The following is a 24,934-nucleotide window of genomic DNA, read 5'->3' as shown; positions in this document are numbered from 1 at the left end:
GAATTCTCGATCACTAGAAGTGGATGGATCTTCGGGCAGAACAGCAGACAGCCTAGACCGTCGACGGTGACGCTGGGCAACATCTTTCGGGTAGCGGTCAGACCGCGCAGCGTCACGAATGCCCTGGTGGGAGGGCTTGAGTATCTGCGGGAGAGCAGGTAGATCGCGATCGAACGGCGTCATCTGCCCCACACCTCCTACAACGCGTAACCGATTCGGCGGTCACCAGATCAGGGGGCCGTCGTTCCGAATTGTCGCATTAGTCGGGACAATTAACCGCCGCTCCGACAATTGCGCGACAATGCTCCGCCGCCGACAGACTCCCGAGAGTGACATGACGGCCCGGGGGTCCACCGCACAGACTGTCCGTCCCGTTCACCCGATCGGGTTACCCGCATTCCCGATGGGCACACGCGCGGTACGGCCGGCCCCACTGCCCGACGGCCGACGGACGGGCCGGGCCGCATCGCCCGGGGGTCCGCACCGAGCCGCCGCCGCCGCGCGTACCCGCGAGAGCATCGACTGTACGCCGTACCGGCGCTCGTGACGAGTACGTCTACGCAGGTCAGACGGGGTTCGGACAGCGCGACGGCCCCGTCGGGCACCCGGAACGGGCACCGGCGGGGCCGCCGTCGAACCCGACTCAGAACCGGTCGCTGGGCCGGTACGTCCCCCACACCTCACGCAGCGTCCCGCACACCTCGCCGATGGTGGCCCTGACCCGCAGCGCCTCCTTCATCGGGTGGAGCACGTTCGCGGTGCCCTGGGCGGCGGTGCGCAGCTCCGCGAGAGCCCGCTCGACCGCGTCGGCGTCCCGCTCGGCGCGCAGCTTCGCCAGCCGCTCGGCCTGCGCGACCTCGATCGCCGGGTCCACCCGCAGCGGCTCGTAGGGCTCCTCCTCGTCGATCTGGAACCGGTTGAGCCCGACCACCACCCGCTCGCCCGAGTCGATCTCCTGGGCGATCCGGTACGCGGACTGCTCGATCTCCCGCTTCTGGAAGCCGGCCTCGATCGCGTCCACCGCCGAGCCGTGGTCGAAGACCCGCTGCATCAGCTCGTCCGCCGCCGCCTCGATCTCGGCGGTCATCGCCTCCACCACGTACGACCCGGCGAACGGGTCCACGGTCGCGGTCAGGTCCGTCTCGTACGCCAGCACCTGCTGGGTACGCAGCGCCAGCCGGGCCGCCTTCTCGGTCGGCAGGGCGATGGCCTCGTCGAAGCTGTTGGTGTGCAGCGACTGGGTGCCGCCGAGCACCGCGCCGAGGCCCTGGACCGCCACCCGGACCAGGTTCACCTCCGGCTGCTGGGCGGTGAGCTGTACGCCCGCGGTCTGGGTGTGGAACCGCAGCATCATCGACTTCGGGTTCTTCGCCCCGAACTCGTCACGCATCAGCCGGGCCCAGATCCGCCGGGCCGCCCGGAACTTGGCGACCTCCTCGAGCAGCGTGGTCCGGGCGACGAAGAAGAACGACAGCCGGGGCGCGAAGTCGTCCACGGCCAGCCCGGCGGCGAGCGCGGCGCGGACGTACTCCACGCCGTTGGCGAGGGTGAACGCGATCTCCTGCACGGGCGAGGCGCCCGCCTCGGCCATGTGATAGCCGGAGATGGAGATGGTGTTCCACTTCGGCACCTCCGCCCGGCAGTACGCGAAGGTGTCGGCGACCAGGCGCAGCGAGGGCTTCGGCGGGAAGATGTACGTCCCCCGGGCGATGTACTCCTTGAGGATGTCGTTCTGGATGGTGCCGTTGAGCGCGCTGCCCGGCACCCCGGACTCCTCGGCCACGAGCTGGTAGAGCAGGAGCAGCACGGAGCCGGGCGCGTTGATGGTCATCGAGGTGGAGACCTTGTCCAGCGGGATGCCGTCGAAGAGCAGCCGCATGTCCTCGATCGAGTCGATGGCCACGCCGACCTTGCCCACCTCGCCGTGCGCGATCGGGTCGTCGGAGTCGTACCCCATCTGGGTGGGCAGGTCGAAGGCGACCGACAGACCCATCGTGCCGGCGCGCAACAGCTGGTGGTAGCGCGCGTTGGACTCGGTGGCGGTGCCGAAGCCGGCGTACTGCCGCATGGTCCACGGCCGGGAGGTGTACATCGTCGGGTAGACCCCGCGGGTGTACGGGTACTCGCCGGGGGCACCCAGCCGCTCGGCCAGCCCCCCGGGGACGTCGTCCGCCGTGTAGACGCCCTTGATCGGGAAACCGGACTCGCTCGACCGCCGTTCGCTCATGTCCGGATGGTAGGACGCGCCGGGACATCGATGGGTGAGGGATAGCGCACAGCAGGGGGTCGCCGCCCCCGCCGACCGGGGGTGAGCAGCTGACCGCGTACCGTCGAGTAGGTAAACGTCCGCCGCGTCGGGTTTCGCATCCGGCGTCGGAACCAGCAAGATAGGGAGGTTGTGTCCCAGCCCCCTCGATATCCCCCGGTGGCTTTTCTGTGACTCAGATCCCGACGTGGAGCGGCGGACCAGTCAGTCCCCCCACTGGACGCGCGGCACCCGGCACGACCATTGGCGATCGTTACTCCCTGCGTTCCCCGGTCGGCAACGGCGGCATGGGCACGGTGTGGCGTGCCACCGACACGTTGCTGCGCCGCGACGTGGCGGTCAAGGAGGTCGTCCTCCCTCCGGGGCTGGCCCCCAGCGACCGTGACGCGATGTACGAGCGGACCCTCCGGGAGGCCCGGGCCGCCGCCGCGATCCAGCACCCGGCCGTGGTCCAGGTCTACGACGTGGTCACCGAGGGTGGCCGCCCGTGGATCGTGATGGAACTGCTGGACGCGCGCAGCCTGGCCGACATGGTGATCGAGGACGGGCCGGTCGCGCCCCGCGCGGTCGCCAAGATCGGCATCGCGCTGCTCGGCGCGCTGGAGGTGGCGCACGCGATCGGCGTGCTGCACCGCGACGTCAAGCCGGCCAACGTGCTCATCTGTTCCGACGGCCGCTGCGTGCTGACCGACTTCGGCGTCGCCCGGATGCCCACCGACGTCCAGCTCACCACGCCCGGCATGGTGCTCGGGTCGCCGCACTTCATCTCGCCCGAGCGGGCGATGGGCCAGGATTTCGGCCCACCGAGCGACCTCTTCTCGCTCGGCGTCACGCTCTACACGGCCGTCGAGGGGCGTCCCCCGTTCGACAAGGGCGACCCGATCGAGACCATGCACGCGGTGGTCGAGGACCCGCCGGCCATCCCGCAGCGCAGCGGCCCGCTGACCGGCGTGCTGATGGGCCTGCTGGAGAAGGACCCGGCCCGACGGCTGGACGTGCACAGCGCCCGCGGCATGCTGCGCGAACTGCTCGCCGGCCCGCTGACCAGCAACGCCACCGCGGTCAACTCCGTCACCGACCCCTACGCGGTGGTGCCGGTGCAGCGGCCGTCGACGCCGCTGGCGATCGCCGCCGAGCCGAAGCCGACCGGCCAGATCGGCGGCCGAGCGATGATCGCCCCCGGCGAGTCGCTGACCGACCGGCTCGCCGCCCTGAGCCGGGGCGAGCGCCCCGAGCCGAAGCCGGCCCAGGCCGCCGCGGCCCTCGACGAGACCAGCGCGGACGCGCTGGCCGGCCCGCTGCACACCCCGACCGGCGCGATGCCCGTGCCGGCCGCCGCCCCGGGGGCCGCCCAGCGGATCTCGCCCGACGCCACCCAATCGCTGGCGGCCGGCCAGGCGGACCCCACCCAGCGCCTCGGCGCCGGCCACCGGGATGCCACCCAGCCCGTCTACGGCCACGGCACCACCCAGCCGGTCTACGGGCCCGGCGGCGACACCACCCAGCCGGTCTACGGCCGCGGCGGCGACACCACCCAGCCGGTCTACGGGCCCGGCACCGACGCCACCCAACCGGTCTACGCCGGCAACCAGTGGTCGGTGCCCGGCACCGGTCAGCCGTGGGCCACCCCGGCCCCGGCCGGCGGCGGGGCGCTCGGCAAGGCCCGCAGCGCCGGCAACCAGCTCGTCAGCACCGTCAAGGGCTGGCCGCGCAAGATCCAGCTCGCGGCGGCCGGTGGCGTCGCCGTACTGCTGCTGATCACCGTGATCGCCCTCAGCAGCGGCGACGACGAGACCGCCCCGCCGATCGTGAGCACGATGCCCACCGCCACCGCCGAGGCTCCGCCGGTGGAGATGCACGAGCAGACCGTCAAGGGCGTCACGGTCAAGGTGCCCAAGGGCTGGCAGCGCCAGACCGGCGGCCTGTACGTCGACTACGTCGACCCGGAGGACAGCGGACGCAAGGTCCGGGTGATCGCCGAGGAGTGGAGCGGCAGCGCGATCAGCTGGGCGGAGTTCGCCTCGCGAAACCTCAAAAAGAACAGCGCCAAGAGCAAGAACTGCCCCGCCCCGTACACCGAGGTGTCGGTGTCCGAGCAGAAGCTGGACGGCGAGCCGGCGGGCGAAGTGGAATACACCTGCGGTGAGGGCGACAGCATGCGGCACGGGGTGTGGCGGGGGACGGTGAAGGACGGCAAGGTCTACTCGTTCTACCTTTCCTCCACCGACACCAGATTCGCCGAGAGCAAGCCGATCTTCGACGCGATGGTCGGGTCGTTCCATCTCGCCGGGAGCAAGTGAGCCGAGGCCGACGGTCAGTGGTGATCCGGCGCCGTGCTATCAAGGGGCAATGGCGGCGGATACCACTGACCTTGACGAACTTCGCGAGCAGGCCCGGCGGTGGCTCGACGACGATCCCGACCCGGCCAGCCGGGACGAGCTGAGCGCGGTGCTGGGCGGGCTGCCGGGCAGCGCCCCGGAACTGGCCGACCGGTTCGCCGGGCCGCTGACCTTCGGCACCGCCGGGCTGCGCGGCCCGCTGCGGGCCGGCCCGAACGGGATGAACCTCGCGGTGGTCACCCAGGCAGCCGCCGGGCTGGTCGCCTGGCTCGCCGACCAGCGCGGTACGGGGCCGCTGGTCATCGGGTACGACGCCCGGTACGGCTCGCGGGCCTTCGCCGAGCGCACCGCCCAGGTCGCCACCGGCGCGGGTCGCCCGGCCCTGCTGCTGCCCCGCCCGCTGCCCACCCCGGTGCTGGCGTACGCGGTGCGCCACCTCGGCGCGGTGGCCGGCGTGATGGTCACCGCCAGCCACAACCCGCCGCAGGACAACGGCTACAAGGTCTACCTCGGCGCGCAGCTGGGCGGGGAGCTCGGCGCGGGCGCGCAGATCGTGCCGCCGGCGGACGCCGGCATCGAGGCCGCCATCCGGGCGGTCGGCCCGCTGGCGAAGGTGCCGCTGGGCCCGGCCGGCGAGGTGCTGGGCGACGACCTGGTTGCGGCGTACGTGGAGCGGGCCGCTGCGGTCATCGCCCCGACCGGTCCGCGCGACCTGAAGGTGGCGTACACCCCGCTGCACGGGGTGGGGGCGGCCGTGCTGACCGCCGCCTTCGCCCGGGCCGGCTTCCCGACCCCCGGCGTGGTGCCGGACCAGGCCGAGCCGGACCCGGACTTCCCGACGGTCAACTTCCCCAACCCCGAGGAGCCGGGCGCGGTGGACCAGCTCGTCGCACTGGCCGGCGCGACGGGCGCCGACGTCGCCATCGCCAACGACCCGGACGCGGACCGGTGCGCGGTGGCCGTGCCGGACGGCGGCGTTTGGCGGATGCTGCGCGGGGACGAGGTGGGCGTGCTGCTCGCCGACCACCTCATGCGCCGCGGGGTCACCGGCCTGTACGCCACCACCATCGTGTCGTCGTCCCTGCTGCGGGCGATGTGCGCGGCCCGGGGCCTGCCGTACGACGAGACGCTGACCGGGTTCAAGTGGATCGTGCGGGGCGGTGGGGGGACCCAGCCGCTGGTCTTCGGCTACGAGGAGGCGCTCGGCTACTGCGTCGCGCCGGAGCACGTACGCGACAAGGACGGCATCACCGCCGCGCTGACCGTCGCCGAGCTGGCCGCCGGCCTGAAGGCCGAGGGCCGTACGCTCACCGACCGGCTGGACGAGCTTGCCGCCGAGTTCGGCGTGCACCACACCGACCAGCTGTCGGTGCGGGTCGACGACCTGCGGGAGATCGCCGCCATGATGGCCGGCATCCGGGCGAACACCCCGGACAGCCTGCTCGGGCGCCCGGTGACCGAGGCCAAGGACCTGCTTCCCGGCGCCGACGTGGTGATCCTGCGCACCGACGCCGCCCGGGCGGTGATCCGCCCGTCCGGCACCGAGCCGAAGCTCAAGGCGTACCTGGAGGTGGTGGAGCCGGTCGCGGACGGCGACGTGCCGGCTGCCCGGGCCCGGGCCGCGACCGCCGTGGCAACCCTACGCACCGAGATCGCCACCGCCCTCGGCCTATAGCCGGTTAGGAAGGGCCCCCTGCTCTGCCGGAGGCGTTAACAGGGGGCCCTTCCTTACGGGTGGCGCTTGCCGAGGGCGGCGTCGACGGCCTGGGCGAGGGCGGCGACCACCAGGCTGACGGAGGGGCGGACGACCGAGTCGTCCCGGCTGACGGTGCCGGAGAAGCCGGCGACACCGGCGATCTCCTCCAGCCGGCGGTGGGCGTCCCGGGCGTCCTCGCCGGTCAGGCCGAGGGTCGGCTCCATCCGCAGCACCGCCACCAGGGTGGCCAGCGCGGCGGTCCGCTCGTCGGGGAGTTGGCCGCCGGTCAGCGCCGCGGCCAGCCGCCGCCGGGAGTCCGCCTCCACCGAGGCGTCGACCACCGGGTACCGGTGCACGTGGATGAAGCCCAGCTCGGTCTCGTCGACGTCCCGGACCACGCCCCGGCCGCACAGGTCGCCGAGGATCCGGTCGCGCAGTCCGTGCCGCAGTCGCTGCACCCACGATGACGGGGTGTGGGGGGTGTCGGCGGCGATCCGGGCGAGTACCTCGTCGGCGATCGGCTCGCCGGTCGGCGCCGGGTCGATCACCGCCAGGGAGCCCTCGACGTACGCGATCCGGCCGGCCAGGGCCAGCTCGACGAGGACCGCGGCGGCCATCCCGAGATCCAGGCTGATCCGGGGCATGGTCGCCTTGCCGGTCTCGTCGTCGTAGGCGAGGAGCAGCAGCTCTTCGGCGAGCGCAACACCAGTCACGCCCGGAACGCTAACCCCTCCCCCACCCCCAAGCCCCCCCAACGCGCCCGCAGCGCGGCGATCATGAATTTCTGGCTCCGGTTTCCTACCGTTCTGCGGCTCTCGTCCGCTGCCACAACTCCGTGATCGACGCGGGCTGGAGGGGGTTGGGGGTGGGGGTTAGAAGCGGGGCATGCCGCCGAACTGGCGGTCGCCGGCGTCGCCGAGGCCGGGGACGATGAACTTGCGGTCGTTGAGACCCTCGTCGATCGAGGCGGTGACCAGGCGCAGGGGCAGGCCGGAGTGCTCCAGGCGCTCGATGCCGGCCGGCGCGGCGAGGACACAGAGCACCGTGATGTCGGTGCAGCCGCGATCGGCGAGCAGCCGGCAGCAGTGCTCCAGCGAGCCGCCGGTGGCCAGCATCGGGTCGAGCACCAGCACCGGCAGGCCGCTCAGGTCGCGGGGCAGCGACTCCATGTACGCGCGGGGCTCGTACGTCTCCTCGTCCCGAGCCAGGCCGACGAAGCCCATCGACGACTCGGGCAGCAGGCCGAGCGCGGCGTCGGCCATGCCCAAACCGGCCCGCAGCACCGGGACCAGCAGCGGTGGGTTCGCCAGCCGGGTGCCCTCGGTGGCGGTGACCGGGGTCTGGATCGGGTACTTCTCGACGGGGAAGGAGCGCGCGGCCTCGTACACCAGCATCGTGGTGAGTTCGCGCAGCGCGGCCCGGAACGACGCCGAGTCGGTCCGGGCGTCCCGCATGGCGGTCAGCCGCGACTGGGCGAGCGGGTGGTCAATGACGTGTACGTCCACGATCGCTCAACCTACCGGTCCCGGCCGGCCCACCCGGTGGGTGCGGGGGCGGCCAGCGACGCCGCTCACGTGCGGCGCCTGCGACGGGCCGGTGTGACCAAGATCACTCGACACGCGGGTGCGTACTATTCACGCCATGACGGCGACAGCGACGTCGGCCCGGTCGGACCTCTCCGAGCTGGGACGATCCGAGACCGCTCTGCGGACCTTCCTGCACGGCCTCCCCGGCGTGGATCAGGTGGGCGCGGAGCAGCGGGCGGCACAACTCGGCACCCGATCCATCAAGACCACCGCCAAGGCCCAGGCGATCGACCTGGCGATCCGGATGGTCGACCTGACCACGCTCGAAGGCGCCGACACCCCCGGCAAGGTGCGTGCGCTGGCCACCAAGGCCCTGCGCCCCGACCCGGCCGACCCGTCCTGTCCGCACGTCGGCGCGGTCTGCGTCTACCCCTTGATGGTCCCGTACGTGGCCGAGGTGCTGCGCGGGTCCGGCGTGCACCTGGCCAGCGTGGCGACCGCCTTCCCGTCGGGCCAGGCACCGCTGGAGGTCAAGCTCGCCGACACCCGGGCCGCGGTCGAGGCCGGCGCCGACGAGATCGACATGGTGATCAACCGGGGCGCGTTCCTGGCCGGCCGCTACAAGGAGGTCTACGACGAGATCGTGGCCACCAAGGAGGCCTGCGGGGACGCCCACCTCAAGGTGATCCTGGAGACCGGCGAGCTGGCCACGTACGACAACGTGCGGCGCGCCTCCTGGCTGGCCATGCTGGCCGGCGGCGACTTCATCAAGACCTCCACCGGCAAGGTCCCGGTCGCGGCCACCATGCCGGTGACCCTGGTGATGCTGGAGGCGGTCCGCGACTTCCGCGCCGCCACCGGGCGACAGGTCGGCGTCAAGCCGGCCGGCGGGATCAAGACCAGCAAGGACGCGATCAAGTACCTGGTCATGGTCAACGAGACCGTCGGCGCGGACTGGCTGGACCCGGACTGGTTCCGGTTCGGCGCGTCCAGCCTGCTGAACGACCTGCTGATGCAGCGCACCAAGCTGACGACCGGCGTCTACTCCGGTCCCGACTACTTCACCCTGGACTGAGCGCGATGTTCGAATACGCCCCCGCCCCCGAGTCGCGCTCGGTGGTGGACCTCAAGCCCTCGTACGGGCTCTTCGTCGACGGGCAGTTCGTCGACCCGACCGACGGCGGCAGCTTCAAGACGATCAACCCGGCCTCCGAGGAGGTGCTCGCCGAGGTCGCCGAGGCGGGCGCCCAGGACGTGGACCGGGCGGTCCGCGCCGCCCGCACGGCGTACGAGAAGGTCTGGGGCCCGATGCCGGGCCGCGACCGGGCCAAGTACCTGTTCCGGATCGCCCGGATCATCCAGGAGCGCTCCCGTGAGCTGGCCGTGCTGGAGTCGCTGGACAACGGCAAGCCGATCAAGGAGTCCCGGGACGTCGACATCCCGCTGGTCGCCGCGCACTTCTTCTACTACGCGGGCTGGGCCGACAAGCTCAACCACGCGGGCTTCGGGGCGAACCCGCAGCCGCTCGGGGTCGCCGCGCAGGTCATCCCGTGGAACTTCCCGCTGCTCATGCTGGCCTGGAAGATCGCCCCCGCCCTCGCCGCCGGCAACACGGTGGTGCTGAAGCCGGCCGAGACCACCCCGCTGACCGCGCTGCTCTTCGCCGAGATCTGCCAGCAGGCCGACCTGCCGGCCGGCGTGGTCAACATCGTCACCGGCGCCGGCGACACCGGCCGGGCGCTGGTCGAGCACCCGGGTGTGGACAAGGTCGCCTTCACCGGCTCCACCGATGTCGGCCGGGCGATCGCCCGCGCGGTCGCCGGCACCCGCAAGAAGCTCACCCTGGAGCTGGGCGGCAAGGCGGCCAACATCGTCTTCGACGACGCCCCGGTCGACCAGGCGGTCGAGGGGATCGTCAACGGCATCTTCTTCAACCAGGGGCACGTCTGCTGCGCCGGCTCCCGGCTGCTGGTGCAGGAGTCGGTCGCCGACCGGGTGCTGGAGTCGCTCAAGCGCCGGATGGCCCAGCTGCGCGTCGGTGACCCGCTGGACAAGAACACCGACATCGGCGCGATCAACTCGGCCGCCCAGCTCGCCCGGATCCGGGAGCTGTCCGAGGCCGGCTCGGCCGAGGGGGCGGAGCGCTGGTCGCCGGCCTGCGAGCTGCCCGAGCGGGGCTTCTGGTTCGCGCCGACCATCTTCACCGGGGTCACCCAGGCGCACCGGATCGCCCGCGAGGAGATCTTCGGGCCGGTGCTCTCCGTGCTGACCTTCCGCACCCCGGCCGAGGCCGTGGAGAAGGCGAACAACACGCCGTACGGGCTGTCGGCCGGGATCTGGACCGACAAGGGCTCCCGGATCCTGTGGCTGGCGGACCGGCTCCGCGCGGGTGTGGTCTGGGCCAACACGTTCAACAAGTTCGACCCCACCTCGCCGTTCGGCGGCTACAAGGAGTCGGGCTACGGTCGCGAGGGCGGCCGGCACGGGCTGGAGGCGTACCTCAATGTCTGAGCGGGTCGCGGTACGGAAGACGTACAAGCTCTTCATCGGCGGGAAGTTCCCGCGCAGCGAGTCGGGACGGTCGTACATCGTGCAGGACTCCAACGTGTCGCTGGCCTCCCGCAAGGACGCGCGGGACGCGGTCGTCGCCGCCCGGGCCGCCGTGCAGGGCTGGGCCGGGGCGACCGCGTACAACCGGGGTCAGATCCTCTACCGGGTGGCCGAGATGCTGGAGGGCCGCCGGGAGCAGTTCGTCGCGCTCGGCGCCTCGGTCGCCGAGGTCGACGCGGCGATCGACCGCTGGGTCTGGTACGCCGGCTGGTCGGACAAGCTCCCCCAGGTGTACGGGGGCGCGAACCCGGTGGCCGGGCCGTACTTCAACCTGTCGGCGCCCGAGCCGACCGGCGTGGTGGCCGTGGTGGCCCCGGCGGCGCCGGCGCTGCTCGGCCTGGTCAGCGTGATCGCCCCGGCGATCGTCACCGGCAACACGGTGGTGGTGGCCGCCTCCCCGTCGGCGCCGCTCGCGGCGGTGACCCTGGCCGAGGTGCTGGCCACCTCCGACCTGCCGGGCGGGGTGGTCAACATCCTCACCGGCCGGATCACCGAGACGGTGCCGACGCTGGCCGCGCACATGGACGTCAACGCGATCGACCTGACCGGGGTGACCGACGCCGAACTGGCGGCGGACCTGGAGGTCAAGGCGGCCGAGAACCTCAAGCGGGTGCTCCGCCCCGCCCCGGCCGACCACGACTGGTACGCCGACCCGGGCCCGGGCCGGATGACCGCCCTGCTGGAGACGAAGACGGTCTGGCACCCCAAGGGGGTGTGACGGCCTCTGGGTTTTCGGGGGAGCCCCACCCGCGCCGGGCGGTCAGGCTTGATCCCTCCGCGGGCGGGGCTCCCCCGAAAACCTGTTGTGGTCCCGGTCCGCGCCGAGGGTCGAGCTCAGGTGTACTGCCCTGGGAAGGGTCTACTACGGGGGGTAGGATTGGCGGCGTGACTCGGCTTGGCGATCTCGAACGTGCGGTGATGGACGTGCTGTGGGACACGGACCCGGGCACGTCGGACGGAGTGACCGTGCGCGAGGTGGCCGACGCCCTGGACGGGCGGGAGCTGGCCTACACCACGGTGATGACCGTGCTGGACCGGCTCGCCGGCAAGGGCATGGTGGAGCGCCAGCGGGAGGGGCGGGCCTGGCGCTACCGGCCCGCCGCCAGCCGCGAGGCGCACATCGCCCAGCTCATGCTCGACGCCCTCGACCTCGGTGGCAGCCGGGACGCCGCGCTCGTGCGCTTCGCCCGCTCGGTGACCGGCACCGAGGCGGAGGTGCTGCGCGCGGCGCTGAGCGCCGAGGCCGGGCTGACCGGCTCCGGGTCGGCCGAGCGCGAGACCGGGCTGACGGACCGGGTCGAGGACCCACGGTCCGGGCGGCCGGCGCTGGCCGACGAGGCGACGGACCGGTAGGGCGACGGCCGTGGCGTACGCCGTGCACTTCGCCGCGAGCATCCTGGCCTGCTGGCTGACCGCGCAGGTCCTGGCCGTGTCGAGGTGGACCTGGCGGGCCCCGCGGGTCGCGATCGTCTGCTGGCAGGCGGTCGGGCTGGCGCTCGGCCTCTCCGCGATGGGCCTGCCGATGGCGCTCGGCCTGCACGCCTACCGCCAGCCGACCGGGAGCGCGCTGGTCGCCCTCGCCACCGACCTGGCCCACGGCAGCCTGCCGGACGGGGTCGGGGTGGTCCACCTCGGCCTGGTCAGCGTCGGCTTCGGCATCGGCGCGGTGCTGCTCACCACGACGGTGCGCAGCGTGCACGCCACGATCCGCGCCCAGCGCCGGCACCGGGAGCTGCTCAGCCTGGTCGCCCGCCGGGACCCGACCGTGCCCGGCGCGCTGGTGCTCGACCACCCGAGCGCGGCGGCGTACTGCCTGCCGGGCATGAAGCCTCGGGTGGTGGTCAGCGCCGGCACGCTCAGCCTGCTCGACCGGGCCGAGCTGGCGGCGGTGCTGACCCACGAGCGGGCGCACGCCGAGGAGCGGCACGACCTGGTGCTGCTGCCGTTCACCGCGCTCTGCCGGGCGCTGCCCTGGTTCCAGTGGGTCCGGGAGGCGCACGAGCGGGTGGCGCTGCTGGTGGAGATGCGCGCCGACGACAAGGCCCGTGAGCTGCACGCCGAGGTGCCGCTGGCCGGGGCGCTGCGCCGGTTCGCCGCCGCCGGCCACCGGATCACCCCGGCGGGCGCGCTCGGCCTCGGCGACCGCGACCTCGACGTACGCGTGCAGCGGCTGCTGGTCGCGGACCGGCCGCCCCGGCTGCTCGGCACCACCGCGCTGACCGTCGCGACCACCCTGGTCGCGCTGCCGATCTCCCTCTTCCTGAGCTGACCGCGGCTCGCTCCGGCACCGGTCGGGTGACCACGAGTCAATGAGTAGAGAGACTACGTGTAGGGTTTCTACGACAAGCGAGCCTACCCGTGGGAGACGGCCATGGATCCCCTGCTCCTCGCCCGCCTGCAGTTCGCCACCACCACCTCGATCCACTTCCTGTTCGTGGTGGTCACGCTCGGCCTGGTGACCCTGCTGGTCGGACTGCAGACCGCCGGCTTCGTCACCGGCAAGCCGGTGTACGAGCGGCTGACCCGCTTCTGGGGCCAGCTCTATGTGATCAACTACGTGCTCGGCATCGCCACCGGCGTGGTGATGGAGTTCCAGTTCGGGCTGAACTGGAGCGGCCTGTCGCGGTACGTGGGCAACGTCTTCGGCGCGCCGCTGGCCATGGAGACGCTGGTCGCGTTCTTCCTGGAGTCCACCTTCCTCGGCATGTGGATCTTCGGCTGGCACCGGCTGCGCCGCGGCGTCCACCTCGCGCTGCTCTGGGGCGTCGCGCTCACCGCGTACGCCTCGGCCTTCTGGATCATGGTGGCCAACTCCTGGCTCCAGCACCCGGTCGGCTACGAGCTGCGCGACGGGGTGGCCCACCTCACCGACTTCGGCGCGCTGCTCACCAATCCCACCTTCGGTTTCGCGTTCGGCCACGTCGTCTCGGCGAGCCTGGTCACCGGCGGGATGCTGATGGCCGCGGTCAGCGCCTGGCACCTGATCCGGCGTACCCCGGACTTCGCGCTGTTCCGGAAGTCCCTGCGGCTCGGTCTACTCACCTTCGCGGTCGCGGTGGTCTTCCTGATCGGGTTCGGCTTCGCCCAGTTCGGCCCGGTCGGGGAGCTGCAGCCCACCAAGTTCGGCGGCGGCGTCGACCGGGACGCGCTGATCGCGGAGTGGACGGCGAAGTTCGGCCCGGGCGACTACACGCCGCCGGCGCTGGCCAACGTCGGTCTCGGCTTCATGATCCTCATCGGGATGGCGCTCTTCTTCGGCATCCTCGTGGTGCCGCTTCTCTTCCGGGACTGGATCATCCGGCTGCAGTTCCCGCTCTGGCTGATCCTGCTCGCCCTGCCGCTGCCCTTCGTCGCGGTGATCCTCGGCTGGATCGCCCGCGAGGTGGGCCGCCAGCCCTGGGCCGCGTACGGGCTGCTGCCGACCGGGCAGGCCGTCTCGCCGGTCAGTCCCGGGCTGATGCTCACCTCGCTGATCGGCTTCAGCCTGCTGCTCGGCACGCTCGCCGTCACGAACTGGGTGCTGCTGGCCCGGCACGCCGCCCGGGGCGCACACGACCCGGCCCTCGGCCGGCCACCCGCACCGGACACCGACCCCCGTCCGCATTCCGTGCTCGCCTGAGGGAGCCCGCCGTGGAACTCGCCTGGTACGCCCTGCTCGGCCTCTTCTTCGCCACCTACCTCGTCCTCGGCGGCTACGACTACGGCGTCGGGCTGCTGCTCGCCCGCGGCGCCGCCCCGGCGACGGCACCGGACGCGGCGAGCCGGAACGATCGAGCCCGCCGGGCGGCGCTCAACGCCGTCGGGCCGTTCTTCCTCGGCAACGAGGTCTGGCTGGTGGCCGCCGTCGGCATTCTCTTCGGCGCCTTCCCCGTCCTGGAGGGCGAACTTCTCTCCGGCTTCTACCCGGCCGTGCTCGGCGCGGTCGCCGGGGTGGTCCTGGTGACCGCCGGGGTCCAGCTGCGCAGCCGACCGCACGCCGGATCGGCCCGCGCCACCTGGGACCGGGCGGTGGTGGTCGGCAGCGGTCTCGCCGCCCTCGGCTGGGGCGCGCTGCTCGGCGGGCTCCTGCAGGGCCTACCGCTGCGGGTGGACGGCCACGTCGACGGGGTGGGCCACCTCTTCACCCCGTTCGTGGCCGCCGCCGCGCTGGCGATGCTGGCGCTGGTCGCCGTGCAGGGTGCGACCTTCCTCACGCTCCGACTGCCGGCCGTCGACGCCCCGTCGGCCGCCCGGCTGGCTCGCGGCCTGGTGCCGACGGCACTCGCCGCGGTCGCCACGGCCACCGTCCTGGGCCTGCTCTCCGACCGGGTACGCGCGGCCGTGGCGCGTCCGGCGTTGGCCGTACTCCTGCCGTTGGCGCTGGTCGCAGCGCTGCTGGCGGCCCGCGCGGCGCTCGGCCGCGGCCGGCCGGGGGTGGCCTTCGCGGCGACCAGCTCGGCGCTGGCGCTGCCGGTGGTGCTCGTCGGGGCGGCCCTCTGGCCCCGGGTGCTGGTCTCCACCGTCGACCCGGCCGCCTCGCTGACCGTCGCCGACGCCGCGGCGAGCGGACCCACGCTGTCCCTCCTGGCCTGGCTCGCGCTGCCGCTGCTCCCGGCCCTACTAGGCTTTCAAGCGATGTGCCGGTGGGTGTTCCGGGGACGGACCGACGGCAGGGCACCGGTGTACTGGTGAACCGCCGCCCGTTCGACCCGCGGCTGCTGCGCCGGGTCCCCGCGGCCCGGCGCGACCTCGCCGTGCTCGCGCTGCTGGGCGGGCTGACCGCGCTGCTGGTGGTGGGGCAGGCCACCGCGCTGGCGACGCTGCTGGCGACGGCGGTGGACGGACGGCTGCACCGGCCGGCGCTGGCCGGCTTCCTGGCGGCGGTCGCCGCCCGGGCGCTGGTGAGCTGGGCGCAGGGCACGGTGGCGGCGCGGGCGGCGGCGACGGTGAAGGCCGCCCTCCGCGCCGACCTGCTCGGCGCGGTCGGCCGGCACGGCCCCACCTGGGTGGCCGGCCAGCGGGCCGGGCAGCTCGCCACCCTCGCCGGGCGCGGGCTGGACGCGCTGGACGCCTACTTCACCGGCTACCTGCCGCAGCTCGTGCTGAGCGTGACCGTGCCGCTGGCCGTGCTGGCCCGGATCGTCCTCGCCGACTGGAGCTCGGCGGTCATCATCGCGCTGACCATTCCGCTCATCCCGATCTTCGGCGCGCTGCTCGGCTGGCAGGCGCAGGCCGCCACCGAGCGGCAGTGGCGGCGGCTGTCGCTGCTCGGCGGGCACTTCCTCGACATGGTGGCCGGGCTGCCCACGCTGCGCGCGTTCGGCCGGGCCCGGGCCCAGGTCGACGTGGTGCGCCGGATGGCCGACGGGCACCGCCAGGCCACCATGAAGACCCTGCGGATCGCGTTCCTCTCCGCGCTGGTCCTCGAACTGGTCGCCACCCTCTCGGTGGCGCTGGTCGCGGTGCCGGTGGGCATCCGGCTGCTCGGCGGGGGCATCACCCTCTCCACCGCGCTGCTGGTGCTGCTGCTCACCCCGGAGGCGTACCTGCCGCTGCGCGCCGCGGGCAGCCGGTTCCACGCCAGCATGGAGGGGTTGACCGCGCTGGACGAGGCGCTCACCGTCTCCGCCGCCCCGGCGGCCGCCGCGCCGGCCGCCGGGCGGCGGCCGGCCCCCGCCGGGTCCGGCGAGATCCGCTTCGAGGGCGTGACCGTCGAGTACGAGCGGACCACCGCGCTGCGGGACGTCACCCTCACCATCCGGCCCGGCGACCGGGTCGCGGTCATCGGGCCCAGCGGCGCCGGCAAGAGCACCCTGCTCGGCCTGCTGCTCGGGTTCGTCACCCCGACCGCCGGCCGGGTCACCGTCGACGGGGTCGATCTGGCCGAGGTCGACCTCGACGCCTGGCGGCGCCAGGTGGCCTGGGTGCCGCAGCGGGCCCACCTCTTCGCCGGCTCGCTGGCCGACAACATCCGCCTCGGCGCGTCCGACACCCCGGACGCGGCCCTCGCCCGCGCGGTCACCGACGCGGCGCTGGACGAGGTGGTCGCCGCCCTGCCCGACGGGCTGGCCACCCTCCTCGGCGAACGCGGGCACGGCCTGTCCAGCGGGCAGCGGCAGCGGGTGGCACTGGCCCGCGCGTTCCTCCGGGACGCCCCGCTGGTGCTCCTCGACGAGCCGACCGCCCGGCTGGACACCGCCAGCGAGGCGATCGTGCTCGCCGCCACCCGTCGGCTGGTCGCCGGGCGTACCGCGCTGCTGGTCGCGCACCGGCCGGCGCTGCTGGAGGACGCCGACCGGATCCTGCGCGTCGAGGACGGCCGGGTGACCGAGCTGAGCCGGGTGCCGGCGGGGAAGGTGGCGGGATGACCGGCGGAGCGGCCGTGCCGGAGCCCTCCGACCAGCCGGTACGGGCCGTGCCGGAGCGCCCGGACCAACCGGTACGGGCCGTACCGGGCGGGACCTCCCGGGACGGCGTGACCCCGGCCGCCCGTGATCCCGGCACACCGACCGGTGCCGAGCCCGTCCCGCCCGAGCTGGCCCCGTCCGGTGGCGACGCGCGCGGCCGCCGGGCCCGCGCCGAGCGGGTGGTGCTGCGGCTGGCGCGGCCGTACCTGAGCCGACTGCTCGGGGCCGGGCTGCTCGCCGCGGCCACCGAGTTCGCCGGGCTGGCGCTGATGGCCACTGCGACCTGGCTGCTGATGACCGCCGCCGGCCGGCCGACGCTGGACCGGTTGACCGTGGCCATCGTCGCGGTCCGGGCCCTCGCCGTCAGCCGGGGCGTGTTCCGCTACACCGAACGGCTCGCCGGGCACGACGCGGTGCTCCGCATGATCACCGATGTCCGGGCCCGGGTCTTCGCCACCCTCGCCGCCCGGCGCGACACCGCCGCCCAGCGGACCGGGGACGCGTTGAGCCGGCTCGTCTCCGACGTGGAGGCGGTGCAGGACCTGCTGCTCCGGGTGCTCGTACCGGGGGCGGCCGCCGCGCTGGTGAGCCTGCTCGCCGTCGGGGGCGCCGCGCTGATCTCGCCGCCGGCGGCCGGGGTGCTCGCCGTCGGGCTGCTGCTGGCCGGGGTGGGGCTGCCCGTGCTGGCCACCGTGCTCACCCGGCGCGCCGCCGACGAGGTGGCCCCGCTGCGCGGGGCGCTCGCCGTGGACGCGGTGGACCTGACCCACGGCGCCGCCGACCTGGCCGCCTTCGGCGCCACCGCCTCGGCGCTGGGGGCGGCCGAGGGGCGGGCCCGACGGCTCGCCCGGCTGGAACGACGGCTCGCCGCGGCCGGCTTCGCGGTCGACGCGGCCGGGGTGCTGGTCGGCGGGCTGACCGCCGCCGCCGTGGTCGTGGTGGCGATGCGCGCGGGTGTCGGCGGGGTACTGGTCGGGGTCCTGGCCGTCGGCACGCTGGCCACCGTCGAGGTCGCCCTCGCCCTGGTCGGGGCCGCCCGGCAGCGCACCCAGCTGCGGGCCGGCCTGGCCCGGGTGGCCGCCCTGCTCACCGCGCCGGCCCCGGCGCCGGCAACCGCCGAGCCGGCACCCGGCCCCGAGCCGACGGCGGCCGGGCACGACGTGCGGTTCGCCGGGGTGACCGTGCGGTACCGCGAGGGAGCGGCACCCGCCCTCGCCGGCGTCGACCTGGCCCTGCCGGCGGGTCGCCGGGTGGCTGTGGTCGGGCCGAGCGGCGCGGGCAAGAGCACCCTCGCCGCAGTGCTCACCGGCGCGGTCCGCCCCGACGCCGGACGGGTCACTCTCGACGGGGTGGACGTGTCCGCGTACCCGGCCGGGGAGCTGCCCCGCCTGGTCGGCGGGCTGCTCGCCGAGGCGTACGTCTTCCACGCCTCGGTGCGGGAGAACCTGCTGCTCGGGCGGCCGCGGGCCGACGCGGAGGAGCTGACCGCCGCCGTCCGGGCGGCCGGCCTGCTGGACTGGGTGAACGCCCAGCCCGACGGCTGGGACACCGTGGTCGGCGAGCAGGGCGGGCAGCTCTCCGGCGGGCAACGGCAGCGGCTCGCGCTGGCCCGGGCGCTACTGGCCGCCCCGGCCGTGCTGGTGCTGGACGAGCCGACCGAGGGCCTCGACCCGGCCGCCGCCGACGCCGTGCTCGCCTCGGTGCTGACCGCCACCCCGGCCGGCCACTCGGTCCTGCTGATCAGCCACCGGCTCAGCGGCCTGGCCGGGCTCGACGAGATCGTGGTGCTCGACGCCGGCCGGGTGGTGCAGCGCGGCCGGCACGACGAGCTGGTGGCGCAGCCGGGCTGGTACCGCGAGCAGTGGCAGCTCCAGGCGGCGGCCGAGCGCGGCTACCTGGCCCTGGCACCCTGAGCAGGCTCCGGGGAATCCCCGGACGCGGCCGGCCGCGCCGGATGGCAGGGTGGTGGCGTGCGGGGCGACGAGGACGTGCTCGTGGAGCAGCGGTTGGGCGAGCTGGCCGGAGGGTTGCGGGGGCCGACCCGCCTCAAGGCGGACCTGCTGACCGAGGCGCGGCACGCGTTGCTGGACGCCGTCGAGGCGTACCGGGAGGTGGGCCTGTCGCCGGCGGAGGCCGAGCGGCGGGCGGTGGCCGAGTTCGGCAGCCCTGGCCAGTTGCTCCCCGGCTACCAGGCCGAGCTGGCGGCGGGGGCCCTGCGCGGGCTGGCGCTGCGGGCGCTGGCGGTGGCGGTGGTGCTGACGGCCGGCGGCGACCTGACCTGGCGCGGGTCGAGCTGGAGTGACGGGCCACGGCCGCCCGAGGCCTATCTGCTGCTCTCCGCCTCGATGAACGCGATCTGGGCGCTGATCGCCGGGCTGGCACTGGCCGGGCTGCTGCTCGGCTTCCTGGCTGCCCGGTACGGGTCGTCCCGGCTGGCCCGGCTGGCCCGGCTGGCGGGCTTCGGGCTGTCCGGTGGCCTGGCGGGCGGGTTGCTCGCCGGCATCGCTCTGTTCGGCTGGTCGGTCAGCCTCTGGGAGGCGGCCCTCACCTGGCCACCGATGATCATCGGTGCGGTGCTGGCCGGCGCCGGCTGGTTCGCGCTCGCCCGAGCGGCCCGCCACTGGCTGCTGACCGGCTGCTGACCGGGCAGCGCAGGGGCGGCCCGCCAGCGTCCCGTCGGGCGCCCGGCCGGCACGGCGGACGCGGCCGAGTGGACGCGGTCAGGCCGGCGCGGTGGGCGGCTCGTCGGTGCCGAGGAAGCGCCCCACCGTCGCGCTGAACTCGCGCCAGCCGGCCCGCTCGCCGACGAGCGCCCGACGGCCGGCCTCGGTGAGCTGATAGGTGCGCCGTTCCCGGCCGTTGACCGTGCTCCACGAGCTCGCCACGTAGCCGGCCCGCTCCAGGCGGCGCAGCGCCGGGTAGATGGTGCCGGTGGGGAGCTCCAGGGTGCCCCCGCTACGTTCCCGGAGCGCCTCGATGATCGCGTAGCCGTGCCGGGCGCCTCGCTCCAGCACCGCGAGCAGCAGCGCGTCCAGGTGTCCGTGCAGTGCCTGGGCGTTCATACGTAGAAAGGCTACTTGTCTGCCGTCCCGGCCGCCACCGGGGTGGACTCCCGGCCCCGCCGGGTCGACCACTAGGGTATGTGCGCAGAGTCACTCGGCGGCCGGAGGCGCCGCCGGGTGGGCAAACCCGAAGCACACGGAGGTCAGCGTGGCCCGCCAGTCGCCCCAACGGCCCGACGCCGACGAGCCCGAGCTCGACGACACCACCTCGTCGGCCGCCGAAGACGAGGTCGAGGTCGAGGTCGACCGCCCCACCGCGGATCACGCGCTCTGGGAGGAGCTGCGGATCGACCCGGTGGAGATCGCCCTGCCCGCCGGCACCGGCTTCACCCTGCGGGCGTACCGGCCGGCCCGCGAGCTGACCCCGACCGACGTCGCCGAACGCGACCAGGAGGACCCGTTCCTGGCTCGCCGTCAGGTCGTCGAGGCCGAGGACGACGAGGAGGTGGTGATCCTCGACGAGGAGTTCGCCGCCCTCTCCGCCGAGGAGGAAGAGGAGGCCGAGGAGGAGCGGCCGGAGAAGCGCCGGCGCCGCGGGGCCAAGGCAGCGGACGAGGACGCGGAGGCGGACGAGGACGCCGAGGCCGCGGACGCTGAGGCCGCGGACGAGGACGAGGACGAGGCGGACGAGACCGCCGGTGACGAGGAGGTCCCGATCTTCCTCAGCCACCGCGGCAGGCTGCTGCTGTTCAAGACCCCTGAGTCGCTGGTCAGTTTCATCCGGTCCGGCGCCCCCAACGATCTGTCCCAACTGGACAGCTGGCGCGAGTTGTCCGAACGGGTGGAGCCGGCCGACATCGCCCCGCTGGACGAGGACACCTACGAGCTCGACCTCGTGGTGGAGAACCTCCGCGGCGGCCACGACGCGTGGGATCCCACGCTCCTGATCGAGGCCGGCGAGATCGCCCGTGACGTCGCGTACGCGATGCAGCTACCCGCCGTGCTGGACATGCTCTCCGCCGGGTCCAGCCTGGACGACCTGGACGAGGCCCTGCGGGCAACCGTCAACGGTGGGATCGGCGGATTCCTGGGTCGGCGCCGGCTGAAGAAAATTGGGGCACAAACCGCAAGTTTGGGTTGGCGCACCATTGTCGGCAAGATCTCTGCCGTTGTGGACTGGCGCGACTGACCCGGAGCGGGGAGCATCAGTCTCTGGCAGAGCAAGACCTGTGTCCCGGGAGGAGGACGACGCCGTGGCGCTTGTGCGCGTGTACTGCGGTCTGGCCTCGGCGGATCCGGCCGACCGGCCGGCTTCGGCCGGTTCGACGCTGACGTCCGCTGTGGTCGACGACGCAGGCCGTCTGCTGCATGTCTGCGAGATCGGCGACGACCCCGCTGGCTACGCCCAGCTGGTCGCGCTGCTCGTGGAGCGGTCGGGCGGGCCGAGCGGTGCGGCCATCGCCGCCGACAGTGACGACCACACGGTCACCTCGCTGCTCAGTGCGGCCGGTCGACCGTTGGCGATCGCGGACGACGACTCGGTCGACGACTTCGCCGAGCGCTTCGCCGACGACGACTCGCTGGAGGAGATGCAGTCCCCGCCGGCCGAGCGCCGAGCCGTCGGGCTGGCCCGCGCGTTGCAGGCCGGCGCGCTGTCCGCGGTCACCCTGCCGGCGCCCCGTGACCTCGCCGGCTACAAGCAGGTCCTCGCCGCGCACGCCGCGCTGGCCAGCGGGCGGCACTCCGCCGCAGTGGCGCTGCGCGAGGTGCTCCGCGAGCTCTACCCGGCCGCTCTCCGCGCCTATCCGGACCCGGCCGAGCCGGTCTCCCTGGCCGTGCTCGACGCGCTGCCGGAGCCGGGCATGCTCAGCGGCACGGTGGCCCGCGGGCGCGAGGTGGCGGTCGCGGCGGACGCCGTCGCCGCGCACCTGGCCGCCGAGGGCGTCGCGGACGTCGACACCATCAACGACGCGGTGACCGCGCTGCGGGTCGCCATCGCCGAGACGCCCCGGCGGGCCACCGTCAACCGGGCGCTCACCGCCGCCGTCGCCGAGACGGTACGGCAGGCGGTCTCCTCCGTCCGGGCCTGCGACGCCGGCTGCACGGCGCTGGTCGGCGCGCTCAGCGCCCGGGTCACCACGCCCGCCCCGGCACCCGGCCGCCGGGCGGCCCGCGGCGAGTCGGTCGACGAGCGCCCCGAACTCACCACCGCCGGGTCCGGCCCGCGGTCGATCCGGCCGGCCGAGCCCGAGCCGGTGGGCCGGCGTGGCCGCCCCGAGCCGGTCTCCGGGCCGGCCACGCCCGCCACCCCGCGCCCGCTGGCCCCCCCGCCGGTCGCCCCGCCACCGGTAACGCCGCCGCCCGTCGCCCCCGCACCGGTCACTCCGGCCGCGGCCGCCGGCCGGCCCACCTCGGCGCCGCCGGCGCGTCCGGAGCCGACCGGCGCGCCGATGCCGCAGCGAGCGGACGGGCCGACCAACCGGCCGGTCTCCGCGCCGCCTCCGCCACCACCCGGGATCACCCCGATCCCCCCGACCCAGCGGGGCAAGGTGCCACCGGCCGAGGCCGGTGAGCCGTTCCGCCCGACGCTCACCACCGCAGCGCTCAACAAGGCCCGTGCCGAGCGCCAGCGCACGGTCATCCCGCCGCGCCCCAAGACCACCCCGGAGCCGCCGACCAGTGGCTTCAGCGCCACCGACCTGAGCATCCCGGTGCAGCCGCCGCGACCCGAGCAGGAGACCGCTCCCCCGGGTTCCCGGGCCAACTGGCCGCTGGTCAACAACGGAGACCAGGACGACCACGCCGCCGAGGCGCCGGCCGGCTACCGGTACGGCGGCCGGAGCGTCGACGCGCCGACCGACCCCGAGAACAGCCGGGTCACCCCGCCATGGCTCGCCGACGACCTGCCCCAGGAGCCGCCAATGCTGCGGCTGGTGGAGCCGCCGCCGCTGGCCGACCGGGCGCTGCGCGACGAACTGGACCCACCGACCGACCCGGGCCTGGACACCCCGTCGCTGCGGCTGGTCGACCGGCAGGAGGCCGACCCGTCCGGCCGTCCGGCGCGCGGCCCCGAACTGCCCGGGTCGCCCGAGCGCCTCGACCACTCCAGCTCGGCGCGTCTGACGCCGCGCCGCGACCTGCAGCAGTCGCCCGCGCCGATGGAGCACCGGCCCCCGCCGGTCTCGGACGAGGGCGACGGCGATCTACTGATCTTCGCGCAGACCAAGTCCGCCTGGTTCGTCGGACACGGCGATGACGCCGACCTGGACTGGTCGAGCACCGCAGACACCGGTTGGCAGGCCGCCGAGCAGGCGGCCCGTCCGGCGGTCGGCGCGGAGACCAAGGCCGGCCTGCCGAAGCGCGTACCCCAGGCCAACCTGGTGCCGGGCTCGCCGCTGCGCGACGAGCGTCCCCTGCGGATCGTGCGGAACGCCGCCAGCCTCGCCGAGAACACCACCGGTTACTTCCGTGGGTGGCGGCGCGGTCAGGAGATCGGCGGCTTCGCGGTCGGTGGCCGCCCGGGGCGGGAGTCGGCCGGCGGCTGGGACTTCAGCCGGGACACCGGCGACCGCGACGACGAGCGGGAGTACGAATACCGTTCCGCCGGCTACCGGTCCTGATCGGAGTCGCCCCCTTCTCACCTTCGTGTTTCTGCCCACACCCGGATAATTTGACGCCGGGTCGGGCCGGCCGGGAGCATACCCGGCGGAACAGCCGGCGGCGGACGTCGCCGGCGTGGGAAGGCGACTCCAATGGCGACACCGGCATTCGACTCCCCCCTGTTGAACCGGCGGGGCGTCCTCGCCGCAGCGGCCGGCACCCTGCTGCTCGCCGCCTGCGGGGAGCAGGACCAGCGACCGGACGCGGGCCCGACCGCCAGCACCACCGCTTCCGGCCGCCACGAACTGGTGATCGGCGCCAGCCTGGAGCTGACCGGCCGGGGGGCCGCCCTGGGCGTGCTCCAGCAGCGGGCCATGGAGATCACCGTGGAGTCGCTGAACCTCGCCGGCATCCCGGTCGGCAACCTGCGGCGGACGGTGCGCCTGGAGATCCGGGACAATCGCAGCGACCCACAGGACGCCGCGCGGCAGGCCACCGAGCTGGCCCGGCGGGACCAGGTGCACGCGCTGGTCGGCGGCACCTCCGCCGAGACCTCCATGGCCATCGTCGAAGTCGCCCAGAAGCTCCAGGTGCCGTTCGTCTCGCTGGGTGCCGGGGACGACATCGTCCTGCCGCTGGCCGAACGCACGTACATCTACAAGCTCACGCCGGACGCCGGGGACGTGGCCCGCCGGATGGCCCGGCTGATCGAGTCGCAACGGCTGCGGCGGGTCGCCCTGCTGGCCGCTGACGGGCTGCACGGCGACTCCGGCGTACCGGCGGTGCGCAGCGCCCTACGGGCCGTCGACGTGGACCTGACGCGGACCGTGCGCCTGCCCGCCTCCGGGCGGAGCTTCACGGCTGCGGCGCGACAGGCCGCGGCCGGCAAGCCGGACGGCGTCATCGTCTGGGGTACCGCCCCGGACTCCGGCACCGCGGCCCAGGAGCTGCGGCGCGCCGCCCACTCGGGTCCGCTCTTCTTCGACCCGGGCGCGGTCGCCGAGGACACCCTCACCGGGCCGAACGCCACCGCCGTGGAGGGGGCGTACGCCATCCACCCGAGCTGCCTCGCCGCGAGCACGCTCACCACGACCACCACCGCCGAACTGGCCCGGCGGGACTTCACCTTCCGCTACATCCAGCGGCACGGCAGCTTCAGCGGCTTCGCCCCGTACGGCTCGGACGCGGTCCAACTGCTCGCCTCGGCGGCCCGGGCGGCGAGCAGCGTCGACCGTGGTCGGCTGCGGGCGTACCTCCAGACCCAGGTGACCGAGGGGATCGCCGGCGGGTACGCGTTCGCCCCGATCCGGCACGGCGGCATGGAGCGGGACTCGCTCGGCGTCTACGTGGTCAGCCAGCGCGCCTGGACCCGGTACTCCTGAGCTCGGCCGGCCTCCACCGCCCCGGCCGAGCCGACAGCAGCTGCCGGGCCGGGCCGCCCAGGCCACGGACAGCGACCGGTGGGATGAGCTTGACCCGCGAGTACTGCTCGACCTCGGCAATCGCCGA

Annotated in this window: 19 protein-coding genes; 15 read left to right on the top strand and 4 right to left on the bottom strand. The window is 74.2% G+C overall.

All coding sequences use genetic code 11. From position 1 onward, the window contains the following. Positions 1 to 643: 643 nt before the first annotated feature. Positions 644 to 2,227: a methylmalonyl-CoA mutase family protein gene (locus ABZ570_RS14185; protein WP_358062117.1), complete on the bottom strand. Its 1,584-nt coding sequence runs from the start codon at positions 2,225 to 2,227 to the stop codon at positions 644 to 646. A 209-nt stretch (positions 2,228 to 2,436) separates the two neighbouring features. On the opposite strand from ABZ570_RS14185, the gene ABZ570_RS14180 reads away from it, so the two are divergent. Beyond that, the gene (locus ABZ570_RS14180) at positions 2,437 to 4,566 is read left to right on the top strand and encodes a protein kinase (protein ID WP_358062114.1); all 2,130 of its coding nucleotides are present in this window, start codon (positions 2,437 to 2,439) and stop codon (positions 4,564 to 4,566) included. A 49-nt stretch (positions 4,567 to 4,615) separates the two neighbouring features. Then, complete coding sequence (locus tag ABZ570_RS14175; RefSeq protein ID WP_358062111.1) at positions 4,616 to 6,280, top strand: phospho-sugar mutase; 1,665 nt, start codon at positions 4,616 to 4,618, stop codon at positions 6,278 to 6,280. A gap of 53 nt (positions 6,281 to 6,333) precedes the next feature. Here the strand turns inward: ABZ570_RS14175 and ABZ570_RS14170 are convergent, their stop codons facing one another. Both ABZ570_RS14170 and upp read right to left on the bottom strand, forming a co-directional pair. Next, entirely contained in the window at positions 6,334 to 7,014 is a 681-nt protein-coding gene (locus ABZ570_RS14170; protein ID WP_358062108.1) for a GPP34 family phosphoprotein, read from the bottom strand. Between the two features lie 159 nt (positions 7,015 to 7,173). Continuing rightward, on the bottom strand, positions 7,174 to 7,806 hold the full coding sequence (gene upp, locus ABZ570_RS14165; RefSeq protein WP_358062105.1) for a uracil phosphoribosyltransferase: 633 nt from the start codon (positions 7,804 to 7,806) through the stop codon (positions 7,174 to 7,176). A gap of 136 nt (positions 7,807 to 7,942) precedes the next feature. On the opposite strand from upp, the gene deoC reads away from it, so the two are divergent. The 10 genes from deoC to ABZ570_RS14115 all read left to right on the top strand — a co-directional run bounded on the left by deoC (position 7,943) and on the right by ABZ570_RS14115 (position 19,465). Further along, positions 7,943 to 8,902 (top strand): deoxyribose-phosphate aldolase, encoded by a 960-nt coding sequence (gene deoC, locus ABZ570_RS14160; RefSeq protein WP_358062102.1) that lies wholly within the window; start codon positions 7,943 to 7,945, stop codon positions 8,900 to 8,902. Positions 8,903 to 8,907: 5 nt separating this feature from the next. Beyond that, positions 8,908 to 10,338: an aldehyde dehydrogenase family protein gene (locus ABZ570_RS14155; RefSeq protein ID WP_358062099.1), complete on the top strand. Its 1,431-nt coding sequence runs from the start codon at positions 8,908 to 8,910 to the stop codon at positions 10,336 to 10,338. Then, entirely contained in the window at positions 10,331 to 11,155 is an 825-nt protein-coding gene (locus ABZ570_RS14150; protein ID WP_358062096.1) for an aldehyde dehydrogenase family protein, read from the top strand. Before ABZ570_RS14155 ends, ABZ570_RS14150 begins: the two co-directional genes overlap by 8 nt. A gap of 167 nt (positions 11,156 to 11,322) precedes the next feature. Further along, the gene (locus tag ABZ570_RS14145; RefSeq protein WP_358062093.1) at positions 11,323 to 11,790 is read left to right on the top strand and encodes a BlaI/MecI/CopY family transcriptional regulator; all 468 of its coding nucleotides are present in this window, start codon (positions 11,323 to 11,325) and stop codon (positions 11,788 to 11,790) included. 10 nt (positions 11,791 to 11,800) lie between these two features. Further along, on the top strand, positions 11,801 to 12,706 hold the full coding sequence (locus ABZ570_RS14140; RefSeq protein ID WP_358062090.1) for a M48 family metalloprotease: 906 nt from the start codon (positions 11,801 to 11,803) through the stop codon (positions 12,704 to 12,706). A 102-nt stretch (positions 12,707 to 12,808) separates the two neighbouring features. Further along, on the top strand, positions 12,809 to 14,056 hold the full coding sequence (locus tag ABZ570_RS14135) for a cytochrome ubiquinol oxidase subunit I (RefSeq protein WP_358062087.1): 1,248 nt from the start codon (positions 12,809 to 12,811) through the stop codon (positions 14,054 to 14,056). A gap of 11 nt (positions 14,057 to 14,067) precedes the next feature. Next, the gene (locus ABZ570_RS14130) at positions 14,068 to 15,108 is read left to right on the top strand and encodes a cytochrome d ubiquinol oxidase subunit II (protein WP_358062084.1); all 1,041 of its coding nucleotides are present in this window, start codon (positions 14,068 to 14,070) and stop codon (positions 15,106 to 15,108) included. Next, the gene (cydD, locus tag ABZ570_RS14125) at positions 15,105 to 16,784 is read left to right on the top strand and encodes a thiol reductant ABC exporter subunit CydD (protein WP_358062081.1); all 1,680 of its coding nucleotides are present in this window, start codon (positions 15,105 to 15,107) and stop codon (positions 16,782 to 16,784) included. The genes ABZ570_RS14130 and cydD overlap by 4 nt, the downstream gene beginning before the upstream one ends. After that, a complete protein-coding gene (gene cydC / locus ABZ570_RS14120; RefSeq protein ID WP_358062078.1) occupies positions 16,781 to 18,736 on the top strand; it encodes a thiol reductant ABC exporter subunit CydC in 1,956 nt (651 codons plus the stop codon). The genes cydD and cydC overlap by 4 nt, the downstream gene beginning before the upstream one ends. A gap of 57 nt (positions 18,737 to 18,793) precedes the next feature. Then, a complete protein-coding gene (locus ABZ570_RS14115) occupies positions 18,794 to 19,465 on the top strand; it encodes a permease prefix domain 1-containing protein (RefSeq protein ID WP_358062075.1) in 672 nt (223 codons plus the stop codon). A 78-nt stretch (positions 19,466 to 19,543) separates the two neighbouring features. Here ABZ570_RS14115 and ABZ570_RS14110 read toward each other — a convergent pair whose 3' ends face one another. Further along, entirely contained in the window at positions 19,544 to 19,885 is a 342-nt protein-coding gene (locus ABZ570_RS14110) for a helix-turn-helix transcriptional regulator (RefSeq protein WP_358062072.1), read from the bottom strand. Between the two features lie 148 nt (positions 19,886 to 20,033). Between ABZ570_RS14110 and ABZ570_RS14105 the strand changes: the two genes are divergently transcribed. The 3 genes from ABZ570_RS14105 to ABZ570_RS14095 all read left to right on the top strand — a co-directional run bounded on the left by ABZ570_RS14105 (position 20,034) and on the right by ABZ570_RS14095 (position 24,807). After that, positions 20,034 to 21,014 (top strand): DNA primase, encoded by a 981-nt coding sequence (locus ABZ570_RS14105; RefSeq protein ID WP_358062069.1) that lies wholly within the window; start codon positions 20,034 to 20,036, stop codon positions 21,012 to 21,014. 40 nt (positions 21,015 to 21,054) lie between these two features. Next, the gene (locus ABZ570_RS14100) at positions 21,055 to 23,445 is read left to right on the top strand and encodes a transposase (RefSeq protein WP_358062067.1); all 2,391 of its coding nucleotides are present in this window, start codon (positions 21,055 to 21,057) and stop codon (positions 23,443 to 23,445) included. 132 nt (positions 23,446 to 23,577) lie between these two features. Beyond that, the gene (locus tag ABZ570_RS14095) at positions 23,578 to 24,807 is read left to right on the top strand and encodes an ABC transporter substrate-binding protein (protein ID WP_358062065.1); all 1,230 of its coding nucleotides are present in this window, start codon (positions 23,578 to 23,580) and stop codon (positions 24,805 to 24,807) included. The last annotated feature ends 127 nt before the right edge of the window (positions 24,808 to 24,934 follow it).

The organism is Micromonospora sp. NPDC007271, from assembly GCF_040634005.1.
Lineage (GTDB): Bacteria > Actinomycetota > Actinomycetes > Mycobacteriales > Micromonosporaceae > Micromonospora.
Note: the sequence above shows the minus strand (reverse complement) of the source record. Positions and strands in the feature narration are given on the sequence as shown.